Raw genomic sequence first — 12,855 nt, forward strand, 5'->3', positions numbered from 1 at the left:
CTCAAATCCTTGTAAATTCTCAAAATGTAAGGAAAGCGCAAACCCACTCCGAAAACCATCTCTCATGCCAATCTCATTTCTGGAGCGAAAGCATTGAAAGTTCACGACTTTGACGTCGTTGTCGTTGGCGCCGGAGCAGCAGGAATTGCAGCTACTCACGCTCTCAAATCCGCGGGACTCTCAGTAGTCTGCATCGAGGCATCCAACCGCGTCGGGGGGCGCACACACACGGACACGGAAATCTTTGGCGTCCCGTTCGACATGGGTGCGCACTGGATGCACACCGAACATGCAAACGCTCTGAAAGCTCCAGGTCTCGCACTCGGCCTTGATCTCTATGCAGCCCCAGACAACGCGGTGACATATGGCTTGGAGGATGACGCTGTTCTGTGGGACGAAGTCGACGAGCTTCATAGCGCGATCACTGAAGCGGCGCGCATCGATGCAGAAATTGAAGCAAGTACCGGAATTCCAACAGACCGGTCCTTGGCAGACATTTGGCAGAACAAAGGGCATTGGTCGTTCACGGCAGCGATGACATTTGCCTTGTCGATTGCCAGAGATTTGCCGGATACATCTCTGCGAGACATCAGTGCCTGGGAGGGCGGAGACGATTGGTTTTGTCGCGAAGGCTTCGGACACCTAATTGCATGCACTGCAAAGGGGCTGCCAATTAAATTGGCCACTCCGGTCACAGAAATAAAATCTCTCACTGAAGGGGTGCAGATAACTACGGCCACTGGCAAGATCAAAGCTCGAACCGTAATTGTTACAGTTTCCGTCGGCGTCCTAGCCGAAGACATCATCCACTTTGATCCCCCGCTAGAATCCGACCGACGCTCAGCGCTCGAGCTCATCACTATGGGAGACTACAATCACGCTGGCCTCCTTTTCCGCTCCGGAGCTTTGCCAGTGCAACCCGATACTTGGTTGACGTACCACTTAGAACCCGACGCCAACGGGGTAGCCCGCGGAGGCGGTTTTCTTTGCAACATCTCAAACACCGGCCTTACCAGCTTTGAAAGTTCTGGAAGCTTTTCCAGACTTTTGCAGGACGCGGGGCCTGAAAGCGCCATAGAGCACGCGCTCGAAACATTGGTTGGCTTTTTCGGCACAACAGTCAGAAAAGCCTTCATCAAAGGCCACGCTACCGCTTGGCGAAATGAACCCTATGTGCGTGGTTCTTACGCTGGAGCCAAGCCGGGAGGCCACAACAAACGCGCTGTCTTACGCCAGTCTCATGCTGAGCGGGTGCACTTCGCCGGTGAAGCTACACATCCTAACCAACAATGCTCGGTCAGCGGAGCCCACCTAGAAGGATTAAGGGCCGCGGAAGATGTGTTGGCGCAGCTACGCTGAACACCTGGCGATCAACTTGCTCCAGCAAGTGGAACAGTCTTAGAATTTCGAATGAACCTTTGACTATAAGTCACAAGGCCAAGTTCATCTTTCGCATGCTCCGCGACCAGTTCAGGGTAAGCTAGCTGCCCTTTGGCCGGGCCACCTGATGCGGCTGTGCGGCCCTTCAGAGGAGACATTCGCCACGAGCGCTATATCTAATTCAACTCGAACTCTTGGATTGCCGGACTTTTGCCTGTCGTCGTATTGAGAACAGACACGCATTTGGCGACATCTCTAAATGAAACGATGACTTCTGCTGAACCCATACCTCAATCTCCGGATCGCACCCTTGTCGGCGTTGCGCTGATGCTGGGGTTTTGCCTAACCGCTCCTTTGCTGGACGTGTCTGCGAAACTCGCGTCGACCAGTGTGCCGGTTGGGCAGATTACGGCTGCGCGGTTTGTGGTGCAATGCGCGCTAATGGCGCCCTTCATCTGGATAATGGGACTGTCGTTGCACGTGGCGAAAGGTCAGGTGATGGTGCTGATTTTCCGCTCATTGCTGCTGGTGTTCGCAACATTTTGCTTCATTGCCGCAATCCGAGTGATGCCCCTTGCCGATGCGCTGGCAATCGTGTTCGTGGCCCCGTTCATCGTCTTGTTGGTTGGTAAGTTCTATTTTGGTGAAGATGTCGGCCCGCGTCGCGTCGGCGCGGCGCTTGTGGGGTTTGTCGGGGTGTTGTTCGTCATCCAGCCCAGTTTCGCAGCTTTCGGCGCGGTTGCCATTATTCCGCTTGGCACAGCAGTTGCCTTCGCTTTCTACATTCTTTTGACCCGGGGGTTGTCGCGTCGGGTGCACCCTGTGACCCTGCAATTTCACACCGGCCTGATCGCCAGCCTGTTTTGCATTCCAGCACTATTTGTTGCGCAAGGTTCCGGCTCTGATTTGTTTGATCCCGTTTGGCCGACAGACATCGCGTTATTGTGGCTTTTAGGCGCTGGCTTTTTCGCGACGGTGAGCCACATGATGATGACCTATGCGCTGTCTTTTGCGCCTTCCGTCACGCTGGCACCGCTGCAGTATTTTGAGCTGCCGGTCGCGACCTTGTTCGGCTATCTTGTCTTCAATGACTTCCCGAACACGCTTAGTCTGCTTGGCATTGCCATCATCATCGGTGCGGGGCTGTATATGATACATCGTGAAAGGGTGGCGGCCAGACAGTTGGTCGCCGTGCGTGCCGTGCCTCCAATCTAAGGCTACACGCCCGGCCCTAAGCTGCTGTTGGCTGCCTGTTGGTGATGCTGCGACGCATCCCTTCGAAGCTGCCATTCGCTAAGGGAGCGAAAACTTTAACGCTAAGCACCCACATACTTCAGTGTTATAGCAAATTGACATTATCTCACGTGCTTCGATGAAAGTAGCTAACCAACAAAAAGTTGCTGTCAGACGAATTCGAACCAGTCTCATTTTGCCGCGGAAACCGCGAACCTATCCGGAACAAAGTTGACGCCACTCGGCGAGAGCGTCGGCGCGTGTCAGCTTGAAGGAGTCTCTGCTGGTGAGCGATCTTTCCTGGTTGAAGTGGTTGTAGACAGATGAGTGGACGGCGGCGAATTTCTGTAGACTTCGCATGCGCCTGAAACGCTGCATCGCGCGTTCGCGTCGTCGGAAAGGAAGGTGTGAATTCTCGACGCGGTTGTTGAGCCACCTGCCCGTTTGTTGTTTTTCGAGAGCACCCAAATCTCTGAGCGCCGCCTTGTACGATGCGAAACGGTCTGTGACGATCTCTTCGGCGCAACCGTGCCGCTTCACCAATTTCCTGAGGAATTTAAGTGCTGCAGCCTTGTTTCGGCGTTTGGTGACAACAGCTTCCAGCACCTCGCCTTCGTGATCAACAGCCCGCCAAAGATAATGCCGCTTGCCATTCACGTTCACGAAAACCTCATCCACGTGCCACTTAAATTTTGAGAATGCGCGCAGCTGCTGAACACGCTTCTGTCTGATCTCAGCAGCAAACATCGGGCCAAACCTGTTCCACCAATATCGGACGGTTTCGTGGCTCACGTCGATGCCGCGTTCGTGCAGCAGATCTTCGACATTCCGAAGCGAGAGCGGGAAACGGATGTATAACATCACTGCAAGGCGGATGATCTCGGGGCTGGTTTTGAAGTACTTGAAGGAGGCAGGTTTGGTCATGGGCAAAAGCTACGCAACACCCCTGCCCGCCTCAAGCAAAGTTCTTCTGACAAGACCCTTTGCCCAACAGTCAGTCGTTCCTGTTCCCGGAAACAGGGCACGGGGCCCTTGTGTTCAGTCAATGCGCCCGCGATATTGGCGAAGCGTTTCTGGAAAACCCCGGGGCAGGCATCGATGGCACATGCGTCTCGAATCTAAGGCTACCGTATTTGATGCCGGACGGCAGCATGCATAGTGTCGAGAATTGAAGACTGCGTAAGCAAATGGAGACTCCAATGAAGGCCCTGATCACAGCAACGATTTTGGCGGTTGGCTTTGCATCGTCTGCCCATGCATTTGATCGTCAAACGACTGACGCGCTTCAACTGTGCCACGACTATTTGTGGGATGTACCCAAATATGCTGACCTGCCAAACGCCGCGATTTCCGTATTTCCGGGCATTTTGAACGATCAAAGTATCGTCGTTTTCTGGAATGTGTATTGGGACGACCCAACAATACGCGCGGCAGGTAACTGTACGATCATTGACGGCGCGGTGAAGGGTTTTGAAGATTATCTGGCGCAGGAATAGGACAAGACCCGTGCCGTCTTTTGCAAAAACGTGGCGCGGGTCGGGGACTTCATGAAGCGGTCAGCGTTTCTCTGGCTAGCGGCTGCGCTTCTTATAGCGGCGGGCACGATTTGGCTTGTATCTCGCCCTCTTTTACGGATTGAAACACTCAGAGACTTGGCGGAGGCAGTACCTCCTGAACCGGCGCTCCTGAACGCATCAGAGTTGGAGCAACGCCTTCTGGCAGTCGGCCTTCACCCGACCGGTCAGCTAAGCGATCTCGGCGTCGATGACCACCTTGCTCGGCTGGAAGCCGACAAGGTCGACGCAGCTACACTGAGCGCGTATGCCGATGCCATAGGGGAATTGTCGGCAGTCAGCGCGGATCGCGGTCAAGCCTTGCCACCGACGCTTTGGGATGTGAGCACGCCAGCGCTTCGTGAGGCGGGCTGGACTGTATACACACTCACCGAAGCAATGGCATCAGATGCCGGAGCAATTCACGTCGCACTTCTATCTGATGCTTACGCGGCTTTTCTCGAGCGCAAGCCCAATGCATTGGAAGGCGCATTGGCGCTGCTGCCGCTTTCCCGTAACTATGTCGAAACGCTGCCAGAGAGTGCGCGAGCAGAGCGCGAACGCCATGCCAAGACAGAGGGACAGGCCACTCTGTTGATCTGGCAAGCTCTGTTATCAGGCACAAGCAGGTACAATCCCTTAACGCACCGCCCCCTGTGGAGCCACGGCTATATCGGCCACTTTAGTGTGCCTCACATCCATCAATATGCAACGGGCGAAGGCCTTACCGCGAGCCAGGTTTGGGGAGTTGACGGGTTCAATCCCGCGTTCGTCGGCCCCCCTACTAATAGCAATCAAGTGGAACATTTAGGCATTAGCGCATTGCTACAGGGCGTGGCGCATGTGCCGGGCGCAGTCTTAACCGCCACTGAAGCATTCGAAGTCTTCGTCGATCACGATGAGCCAGCCGCTGCCCAAGCGGATAGGGCATTGAACGACGTCGTGAGAACAGTACTTCTCCCCCGCATGGAGGAAGATCCGAACGCGCTGGTCTCTGCATTGACTAAAGCACTCCAATAGCGTTGCCACTTTGTCAGGCCGACTTTGATGCCGTTAGCCGCATTATCGAGATAGTCTGTTTCTTTACCCTGGGCGGCAGTCCGGAAGCGGACATTCGAAATAGGTGCAGCAATCTGCCGCTTTGGGCTCGATACGATCGTTCAGTGACTTGCACCCGATGCCTGTCTTGCGTACCGATCCGTTCTTCAACCGCCGACCAGTGCCAGCGGTTGAAGTCTTTCGGGCAGTGCCTAAGCGGGTAGCTGTGCCTCGGCCAGCTTTCGTGGGTAAGGATCTCCTTGTTTGTACGATCCCGCCGCGGTGAACAGAACGTCGGTCGATGAGTTCAGGCCGGTCTCCGCAGAGTCTTGCAACACGCCGATAATGAAGCCGATGCTCACCACTTGCATGGCCGTTGCGTTGTCGATGCCGAACAAGCTGGCGGCCATAGGGATCAGCAACAGTGATCCTCCAGCCACCCCCGAAGCCCCGGTGGCGGCAATCGAGGCAATGATGCTCAGGAACACGGCTGAGATGAAATCAACCTGAATACCCATTGTATGAACGGTGGCCAGCGTCATGACAGTAATGGTGATCGCAGCGCCAGCCATGTTGATGGTAGCACCGATTGGAATCGTGACCGAGTAAGTCTCTTCATCCAAGTCCATTCGGCGGCAAAGATCCATGTTCACAGGAATATTTGCGGCCGAGCTGCGCATGAAGAATGCGGTAACACCGGACTCTTTCAGGCATGTGAAAACCAGCGGATATGGGTTTTTACGGATGCGCAGGAACACGATCAGCGGGTTAACAACCAGCGCCATGAAAACCATGCAGCCAAGCAACAACGCCAGAAGTTGGCCATAGCTGGCAAGTGTGTCAAAGCCGGTCTCAGCAATAGTCGAAGCCACGATGCCGAATATACCGATTGGAGCCAGCCGAATGATTGCTGCGACGATCTTGGTAATCGCGCCGTCCAGATCCGACATCAGGGTCTTGGTCGAGTCACTGGCGTGACGAAAAACAAGCCCGAGACCAACGGCCCAGGCTAGAATGCCGATGTAATTAGCAGTCGCCAGAGCATTCACTGGATTGTCCACGATTTTAAGCAAGATATTCTTAACTACCTCGGCAAGACCGCCCGGTGCTTCCAAAAGCTCGGGCGCGCCGGTCAGATGCAAAGTAACCGGAAACATGTAGCTCGCCGCAACCGCAACCAGAGCAGCTGCGAAGGTTCCGATTAGGTATAACAGCACCACGGGGCCCATACGGGCATCGCTGCCCTTTTTGTGGTTGGTGATCGCAGCGCAAACCAGGATCAGCACCAGAACGGGTGCAATTGCTTTTAATGCGTCGACGAAGAAATCGCCAAGCAAGCCGACGGCTGACCCGGCTGAGGGCCAAACGGTGGAAAGCAGAACACCCGCGACTAGGCCGATGGTGATTTGGGTAACCAGGCTACCACGCAGAATAAAATTCATGGGGACCATCCTGTTTGAGTAGGGGCCATACGGACGAAGCTCACGCCCGCGCAGGCACAGTTGAAGTTCAAAGGCTGATGGCTATTTGGAGGTCTCGGCTAAAAATAAAACATCTCTAGATGGCTTAGGACTTTGCCGCACATTTCTGAAGTGGTTGTTTTTGCGATCAAAAAGAGTCTGATTTGTTGATGCATTACAAAGGCTTACCTTGCGTCAATTTGATCTCAAAATCCACCTAAATATAAATGTTTATTAATGAATTCCCCGAAGTTCTTTTTCTCCAAAACGGGCTCTAACTTGCCCTTCTGGCCAAATGATGAGCCCGTGACTGGATTGGCAAAGACGGTGTGCTGAAGTCTATTTTGGAACTGCGCCAACCCTTCTTTGACTGCCATAAGCCTTAGCAAGGAAAGCATGCCAAAAACGTCCGCTTTGGGCTCGGAGCAACCGTTCGCTGCGCCGTTCATCAATGTCTGCTCTGCGGACATAGCTGCCGTTTGCATTCTTGCTCTTAAGGGCTGCAGTCAGCCCGAAGCGGACATTCAAAACAAGACCCTGCGAATGTGGCTTCGCGGGACGAAGCGGACTTACGAGGTTCGCAAGATTCTGAGATCGCCCTCAGTCCAGTTGGGATCGACAACGCCAAGGTGAACTGGGCTTCAACTTGAGAATCTATGAGGGCGTGACGTCGCCCCCAATACCGAGATATGCAGCTTCCATTAGTTCGTTTTCACGCTGCACGTTTTGATCCCTAGAGCGGAGTAGATCGGGCAAACGCCAAATAGACCTGTGATGAGTGGGATGATGCCAATAAGCCCCCACATCGTCTGAGGACCGACAAAGATCAAAGACAGCAGCACAAGGCCGAGAATGATACGCAGTGAGCGATCAAGTGTTCCTTCATTTCTGGACATCATTAAATCCTCCTTGGTTGATTGATGCCCAATTCTAACCTTTTGCGTCGTCGACAGACGGTGACAGAGTCACCGTTAACCTGCGGCAACATGTTCCAGTTCCTTGCGATCAAGTATGGCGATGCCGTCCTCATGCTGCTTTACCCAGCCTTTCTTCGCGAACGCCGCCAATCTGCGAGTAACGTAGGCGCGACCTGAGGCTGTTTCGCTTGCGAGTTCGGAGTGGGTTGCTTTCACCCTGCCTTTTGAAGAGGCAAGCCTTATCAACGCCTTGGCGAGCCGCGCATCGAAGTTCGTAAGCGCCACATCTTCAATCAACTGCTGGTACTCCGAAAACCGCGAGGAAACGGACAACATAATCATATCTCGGAACTCAGCGTCCTCGGCGAGCTTTTTTCGAAACTCGTGCGCTAGCACGAGTTGCCCGGTCAGGTCGGTCTCTGCAACACCTTCGGCGCCGTAGGCCTCGTCCTTTATCAGGCATGACAAAGTCTGGAGGCATACATCGCCCGGCGTGACACGATAAAGGACCGCTTCGCGTCCGCTCGGGCCTGTAAGCGTTACACGAATTGATCCCTCTGACAGAATGATGAAGCCTGGACATGCTTGACCTGGTTGAAAGACTGTTGCGCCCCGTGACGCGGCAAAACTGCGGAGGATACTCATTCTCGCAAATCTCCCAAATTCCCGAAGATTAGAAACTTGTGAATCGATCAATTCAAGCCGGATCGCCTTAGATTCTTCTCGTGTGCAGTTTGGGCTCAGTTTTGCCGTTCTCCGTAGCAATCATAGTTGATTGGAGTAGCCCAATGCGAACGTTTCCGACTGGGCTTTGCAAACTTGGAAAGTCAAAAATTTAAGAACTCGAAAGTCTCAGTTGCCCAAAATCACTTAGCTAGCGCTTCCGATATGCGTTCGACTAGTGCCTTCTGAACTACAGCAAACCTTGGAGTTTTCGAGATTTCTTCTAACGTTGCGACCCACAGCGGAACCTCGATCTTAGGATTCACGTCCTGTGACCGTTTAAGGCGGGTATCCACGTTGCCAAAAAATGACGGCAGAAAGGTTTTACCAGCTCCCGAGGCCGCCATCTGCTGTAGCACCAGAAAACTGTCTGCTCCATTGGTCATTTCGTCGGCGCTTACATTCTGCGCCAGCCATTTGGCAGGAAGTGAACGACTCAACGCCCCGTCTAGCCTCATCCACCTGCGATTGGGGCTACCATCGTCAAAGACACCGAAGGACAGCGTTCCTGCACGCTCCCCAATCAGCCCTTCCCCGAGCTTTATCGAAGGGCGCACAGCAATGTCTGCTGTCAGTCGGGAAAGATCATGGTGGCTGTTCTGGCTTAGCAGAGTCAGGTTCAAACCTGGGTAAAGGCGTGAGATTTCGTTGAGTATTCTAGGGAGAACAATCTGACAAAGACTATCGGTAGACGTAATTCGCACGTGACCCATAGGAGACCGGTTTGCCCCGACAACCGCTCGCTCCACCGACAGCACTGCGTCTTCGACGCTTCCCATTGCAGAAAAGATCGCACTAGCTTCGGGCAGAACGGAATATCCTGACGGGTTTTTTTGAAAAATCCGGCAGCCATTGCGCTCTTCGAAAGCGGCCACTCTGCGCAAGACTGTGGCGTGCGTGACGCCCATGGCTGTTGCGGCTGCATTAAGTGAGCCGTATTTGCTTACCGCCAGCGCGTATCGAATGTCGTCCCAGTTTTCGTTGTTCATAAATTAACAAGAGACGACCAATAACAAACAATTACAAGAAAATTCGTTCAAGCTAACATTCGGAGCATTGAACAGGGAGACACATCATGATGAAGCAGTTCTCAATCTTCGCGGCGGGTCTTTTGTCATTGACCGCAATTGGCACAGCCATCGCCCACGAAAGTGAAAACCCGGCTGTGAAAGCTCGAACCTCAATCATGCAGCTCTATGCCTTCAATCTTGGTACGCTTGGCGGCATGGCCAAAGGCGAGGTGGATTATGACGCCGAGGCCGCAACACGGGCTGCAAACAACCTTGTTGTACTAACGCAGATCGACCAATCCGCAATGTGGCCACAGGGATCTGACAATGTTTCTGATCCGTCCTCCCGAGCGCTTCCTGCGATCTGGGAAAACTTCCCTGACGTTGGTGCGAAAGGGCAGGCCATGGCAGACGCCGCTGTTGCGATGCAGGCTGCGGCTGGCCAAGATGTTGATGCCCTGAAAGCGGCTATGGGCGATCTGGGTGGAAGCTGTTCGGCATGTCACAAAGCGTACAGAGCACCGAAAGACTAAATGGTAGAAAGCTGTGAAGCGGTTTTTCCTTTTCACTGCTTTCGTTGCACTTTTGGTTGGGTTGGCCGGTCTGGTGCTGACCCGACCACAAAGAATGGATCGATCTCAACTTGACGGTTTGAACCCAGATCTCGCCAGAGGTGAAATCGTTTTCCACGCCGCAGGATGCGCATCCTGTCATTCAGCGCCGGACGCGGTTGGTGAAGAAAAGCTCATGCTCTCCGGTGGTCGCCAGTTTGAGACGGAGTTTGGCACTTTCATCGCCCCCAACATTTCCAGTCACCCACAAGTCGGTATTGGGTCCTGGTCAGCCATGGATCTGGCCAACGCCTTGATCCATGGGACCGGAGCCGAAGGGCAGCACTATTTTCCAGCGTTTCCCTACACATCTTACGCCAACATGTCAGCGGATGACATCGTTTCGCTTCACGCATTCCTCAGCACTCTGCCACCAGCCACAACTGCAAGCGTTCCGCATGAGGTTCACTTTCCCTTCAACATTCGACGCGGACTGGGGGGATGGAAGCTTTTGTTCATGTCGCCAGGCTGGGTAGTCGAAGGTGATCTGACCAACCAACAAAGGCAAGGCCGGTATCTGGTGGAGGCGTTGGGTCACTGCGCCGAATGCCACACGCCGCGAAATGGCTTAGGTGGTCTGAAACGAGACCTTTGGCTGACAGGTGCACCAAATCCAAACGGGAAAGGTCGAATCCCAGGCCTCACCTCAGACCAGCTTGATTGGTCCGAGGCTGACATCGCCGAGTACCTGAAATCCGGTTTCACGCCGGATTATGACAGCGCAGGTGGTGAGATGGTGGACGTCATCGAAAACACATCGCGTCTCACGGATGAGGATCGTCTGGCGATTGCTGCCTATCTCAAAGCTGTTCCTGTTTCGTCAACGGGGTTTCCATCCGAGTAACAGTCGTTTGGTGCCATGCTGCGGGGACCAGATGCCGTTGCCGATCGCCAGTTGGAAGCTGTGAGGCCTATTCCCTTTTCACCAAACACCTGTTTTACGTTTTTAACATCGGAGCTCACCAATCCCCCGAGTTTCTGTTCATGATTGACTGAGGGTCGCGGCCAAATGACACAAAAAATCGCTCTTTGGTCCATTCCGATATCCATTGCGGTACTGGCCCTAAAACTGTTGGCTTGGTGGCTGACAGGCTCGGTGGCACTATTGTCGGACGCGATGGAATCTACCGTAAATGTTGTTGCGGCACTGCTGGCGTATTTTGCGGTTCGGATTGCCAACATACCCCCTGACGAAAACCACCCCTTTGGTCACAAAAAAGCGGAGTATCTTTCCGCCGTCGCCGAGGGCGTACTGATTGTGCTGGCGGCGTTTTTGATCATCAGAGAAGCCGTACTGGCGCTCCCAAACCCACATCTTGAGGATGCGCCGCTTCTTGGAATCGTCGTCAATGTCATTGCAACGGGCGTCAATGGCGCATGGGCCTACCTTTTGCTCAAAACCGGCAGGCGCGAGGGTTCGCCTGCATTGGAGGCAAGCGCCCGGCACATTTTCACAGATGTCATGACCTCAGTTGGTGTCATCGCAGGTCTGATACTGGCGCTTGCCACCGGCTGGTTGATCCTCGACCCGATCCTGGCAATTCTTGTTGCGCTGAACATCTTGTGGGAGGGCTGGAAAGTTATTCGGTCGTCCGTCGATGGCCTGATGGATGTGACACTTTCGGACCATGACTTGCAGACTGTTTCCAACGCAATCGAAGCAAATCTTGGCGCCGCCTTAGAGTACCACGACCTCAAAGGGCGCAGATCCGCAAATGTCATCTTCGTAGAGTTTCACCTTGTTGTGGACGGCACCATGCCAGTCAGTGCAGCGCACGATATATGCAATGACATTGAGGAAGAATTGGATCGTTTGTATCCGGGTTCGGTCTTTGTCATTCACCTCGAACCTGATGACGAGTTGAAGGGTGACGGGGTTAGTTCCCACTGAACTGGTCAAATGGCTCAGCGAAACTCTCTAGGATTGACTGATCAGACTAAGACGTTCGGCTTGAAATTCGTCAGACCTAAGCCCGATGTGGGAAAGCCGAACCAGAAGTAACCTGTCTTCAATGTCACGAAGCGTGATGATCAGAATTGGAGGCGAAAATGAAAATTCAAAGAAAGCTGGGTCAACTTCTTAGTACAGCGGCGTTGGCTTCGTTGATTGCGGCGACACCTTATGTGCCAGCGTTTGATGCCGATGGTCGCCTACACTTTGAACCGTCATATGCCTTTGCCAAAAGCGGCAGGGGAAGCGACGGGGATGGTCGCGACGACAGAGATGATGACCGAGACGACAACTCAGGGTCCGGTAGCAGCGGCCGAGACGATGACCGGGATGATGATCGTGATGACGATAGAGATGATGATCGCGACGACGACAGAGATGATGACCGTGATGACAATTCGGGGTCAGGAAAAAGTGGTCGCGACGACGACGATGATGATGACGATGATGACTCCAAACGTTCCAATGAAGGTAGCGGAAAGAAGGATCGGTCTCAAGCAGGGGGCAAACCGTCGGGTTCGGCGGGGATAACGAAGGTCGAAACAAGCGCTAACGGCATTGAAGTGCGTTACGCCGACGGAACCAAGGAAGAGATCGAAAACGGTCGGTATGAGAGAAAGAATGCTCAGAACCGAACTGTTGAGGAGCGCCCCGCGACTGGCGCTGACGTCTCTAGGCTTCGGTCTTTGGCGAATGGTATCTCAATCGACAGCGTGCGTTCCTCTGGGCAAGGCGGCACTGCCGGAAGTCGGCCCACGAAAGTGGAAATCCAAGGCAACAACATCGAAGTTAACTATGCCAATGGTTGGAAGGAAGAGATCGAGTTCGGGCGCTACGAGTTGAAAGACCCGTACAACCGGACTGTTGTTGAGAGAAACGCAACGGCATCTGATCGCCGGAGGCTACAGGCGGTTGCTAACTGAACAGCAACTCCAGTCGAAGATTCGTTGGCGGCTTCTCTTGGTGAGGGCCGTCATCG

14 protein-coding genes are annotated in these 12,855 nt (G+C 53.7%); 8 read left to right on the top strand and 6 right to left on the bottom strand.

Translation table 11 applies throughout. The annotated features are described in order from the left end of the window. Window positions 1–93: 93 nt before the first annotated feature. Both GOV90_RS17275 and GOV90_RS17280 read left to right on the top strand, forming a co-directional pair. Window positions 94–1,359: an NAD(P)/FAD-dependent oxidoreductase gene (locus tag GOV90_RS17275; RefSeq protein WP_170463992.1), complete on the top strand. Its 1,266-nt coding sequence runs from the start codon at window positions 94–96 to the stop codon at window positions 1,357–1,359. Between the two features lie 288 nt (window positions 1,360–1,647). After that, window positions 1,648–2,595, top strand: a complete 948-nt coding sequence (locus tag GOV90_RS17280) for a DMT family transporter (RefSeq protein ID WP_254429090.1) — start codon at window positions 1,648–1,650, stop codon at window positions 2,593–2,595. Between the two features lie 234 nt (window positions 2,596–2,829). Here the strand turns inward: GOV90_RS17280 and GOV90_RS17285 are convergent, their stop codons facing one another. Continuing rightward, window positions 2,830–3,537 (bottom strand): IS6 family transposase, encoded by a 708-nt coding sequence (locus GOV90_RS17285; RefSeq protein WP_170747563.1) that lies wholly within the window; start codon window positions 3,535–3,537, stop codon window positions 2,830–2,832. Between the two features lie 275 nt (window positions 3,538–3,812). Here GOV90_RS17285 and GOV90_RS17290 point away from each other — a divergent pair, with 275 nt between their 5' ends. Both GOV90_RS17290 and GOV90_RS17295 read left to right on the top strand, forming a co-directional pair. Then, window positions 3,813–4,109 (top strand): hypothetical protein, encoded by a 297-nt coding sequence (locus GOV90_RS17290; protein ID WP_171172874.1) that lies wholly within the window; start codon window positions 3,813–3,815, stop codon window positions 4,107–4,109. Between the two features lie 156 nt (window positions 4,110–4,265). Beyond that, window positions 4,266–5,186 (top strand): hypothetical protein, encoded by a 921-nt coding sequence (locus GOV90_RS17295; protein ID WP_171091433.1) that lies wholly within the window; start codon window positions 4,266–4,268, stop codon window positions 5,184–5,186. 230 nt (window positions 5,187–5,416) lie between these two features. On the opposite strand, the gene sstT is transcribed toward GOV90_RS17295, so the two are convergent. The 5 genes from sstT to GOV90_RS17320 form a co-directional block, all read right to left on the bottom strand. Further along, a complete protein-coding gene (sstT, locus tag GOV90_RS17300) occupies window positions 5,417–6,646 on the bottom strand; it encodes a serine/threonine transporter SstT (RefSeq protein WP_171091435.1) in 1,230 nt (409 codons plus the stop codon). Between the two features lie 224 nt (window positions 6,647–6,870). Next, window positions 6,871–7,149 carry a hypothetical protein gene (locus GOV90_RS17305; protein ID WP_171091438.1) on the bottom strand — a complete coding sequence of 93 codons (279 nt, stop codon included), beginning with the start codon at window positions 7,147–7,149 and terminating at the stop codon, window positions 6,871–6,873. Between the two features lie 216 nt (window positions 7,150–7,365). After that, window positions 7,366–7,563 carry a DUF2892 domain-containing protein gene (locus tag GOV90_RS17310; RefSeq protein ID WP_371732485.1) on the bottom strand — a complete coding sequence of 66 codons (198 nt, stop codon included), beginning with the start codon at window positions 7,561–7,563 and terminating at the stop codon, window positions 7,366–7,368. Window positions 7,564–7,635: 72 nt separating this feature from the next. After that, on the bottom strand, window positions 7,636–8,226 hold the full coding sequence (locus GOV90_RS17315) for a Crp/Fnr family transcriptional regulator (protein ID WP_171091440.1): 591 nt from the start codon (window positions 8,224–8,226) through the stop codon (window positions 7,636–7,638). A 221-nt stretch (window positions 8,227–8,447) separates the two neighbouring features. Continuing rightward, on the bottom strand, window positions 8,448–9,293 hold the full coding sequence (locus GOV90_RS17320) for a LysR family transcriptional regulator (RefSeq protein WP_171091442.1): 846 nt from the start codon (window positions 9,291–9,293) through the stop codon (window positions 8,448–8,450). Between the two features lie 86 nt (window positions 9,294–9,379). On the opposite strand from GOV90_RS17320, the gene GOV90_RS17325 reads away from it, so the two are divergent. From GOV90_RS17325 to GOV90_RS21090, 4 genes are all read left to right on the top strand, one after another. After that, complete coding sequence (locus tag GOV90_RS17325) at window positions 9,380–9,847, top strand: cytochrome c (RefSeq protein WP_171091444.1); 468 nt, start codon at window positions 9,380–9,382, stop codon at window positions 9,845–9,847. A gap of 13 nt (window positions 9,848–9,860) precedes the next feature. Next, complete coding sequence (locus GOV90_RS17330; RefSeq protein ID WP_256367950.1) at window positions 9,861–10,769, top strand: cytochrome c; 909 nt, start codon at window positions 9,861–9,863, stop codon at window positions 10,767–10,769. Between the two features lie 165 nt (window positions 10,770–10,934). Beyond that, window positions 10,935–11,816: a cation diffusion facilitator family transporter gene (locus GOV90_RS17335; RefSeq protein ID WP_171091448.1), complete on the top strand. Its 882-nt coding sequence runs from the start codon at window positions 10,935–10,937 to the stop codon at window positions 11,814–11,816. Window positions 11,817–11,974: 158 nt separating this feature from the next. Continuing rightward, window positions 11,975–12,799, top strand: coding sequence for a hypothetical protein (locus GOV90_RS21090; protein ID WP_217352341.1), 825 nt, complete (start codon window positions 11,975–11,977; stop codon window positions 12,797–12,799). The last annotated feature ends 56 nt before the right edge of the window (window positions 12,800–12,855 follow it).

The sequence above is a fragment of the Ruegeria sp. HKCCA5929 genome, assembly GCF_013034525.1.
Taxonomy (GTDB): domain Bacteria; phylum Pseudomonadota; class Alphaproteobacteria; order Rhodobacterales; family Rhodobacteraceae; genus Ruegeria.

What these genes read in the sequence shown, in the direction of transcription:
- GOV90_RS17280 (WP_254429090.1), top strand. Translation starts at nt 1,648, where the DNA reads ATGACTTCTGCTGAACCCATACCTCAATCTCCGGATCGCACCCTTGTC.
- GOV90_RS17285 (WP_170747563.1), bottom strand. Translation starts at nt 3,537, where the DNA reads ATGACCAAACCTGCCTCCTTCAAGTACTTCAAAACCAGCCCCGAGATC.
- GOV90_RS17290 (WP_171172874.1), top strand. Translation starts at nt 3,813, where the DNA reads ATGAAGGCCCTGATCACAGCAACGATTTTGGCGGTTGGCTTTGCATCG.
- sstT (WP_171091435.1), bottom strand. Translation starts at nt 6,646, where the DNA reads ATGAATTTTATTCTGCGTGGTAGCCTGGTTACCCAAATCACCATCGGC.
- GOV90_RS17305 (WP_171091438.1), bottom strand. Translation starts at nt 7,149, where the DNA reads ATGCAAACGGCAGCTATGTCCGCAGAGCAGACATTGATGAACGGCGCA.
- GOV90_RS17310 (WP_371732485.1), bottom strand. Translation starts at nt 7,563, where the DNA reads ATGATGTCCAGAAATGAAGGAACACTTGATCGCTCACTGCGTATCATT.
- GOV90_RS17315 (WP_171091440.1), bottom strand. Translation starts at nt 8,226, where the DNA reads ATGAGTATCCTCCGCAGTTTTGCCGCGTCACGGGGCGCAACAGTCTTT.
- GOV90_RS17320 (WP_171091442.1), bottom strand. Translation starts at nt 9,293, where the DNA reads ATGAACAACGAAAACTGGGACGACATTCGATACGCGCTGGCGGTAAGC.
- GOV90_RS17325 (WP_171091444.1), top strand. Translation starts at nt 9,380, where the DNA reads ATGATGAAGCAGTTCTCAATCTTCGCGGCGGGTCTTTTGTCATTGACC.
- GOV90_RS17335 (WP_171091448.1), top strand. Translation starts at nt 10,935, where the DNA reads ATGACACAAAAAATCGCTCTTTGGTCCATTCCGATATCCATTGCGGTA.
- GOV90_RS21090 (WP_217352341.1), top strand. Translation starts at nt 11,975, where the DNA reads ATGAAAATTCAAAGAAAGCTGGGTCAACTTCTTAGTACAGCGGCGTTG.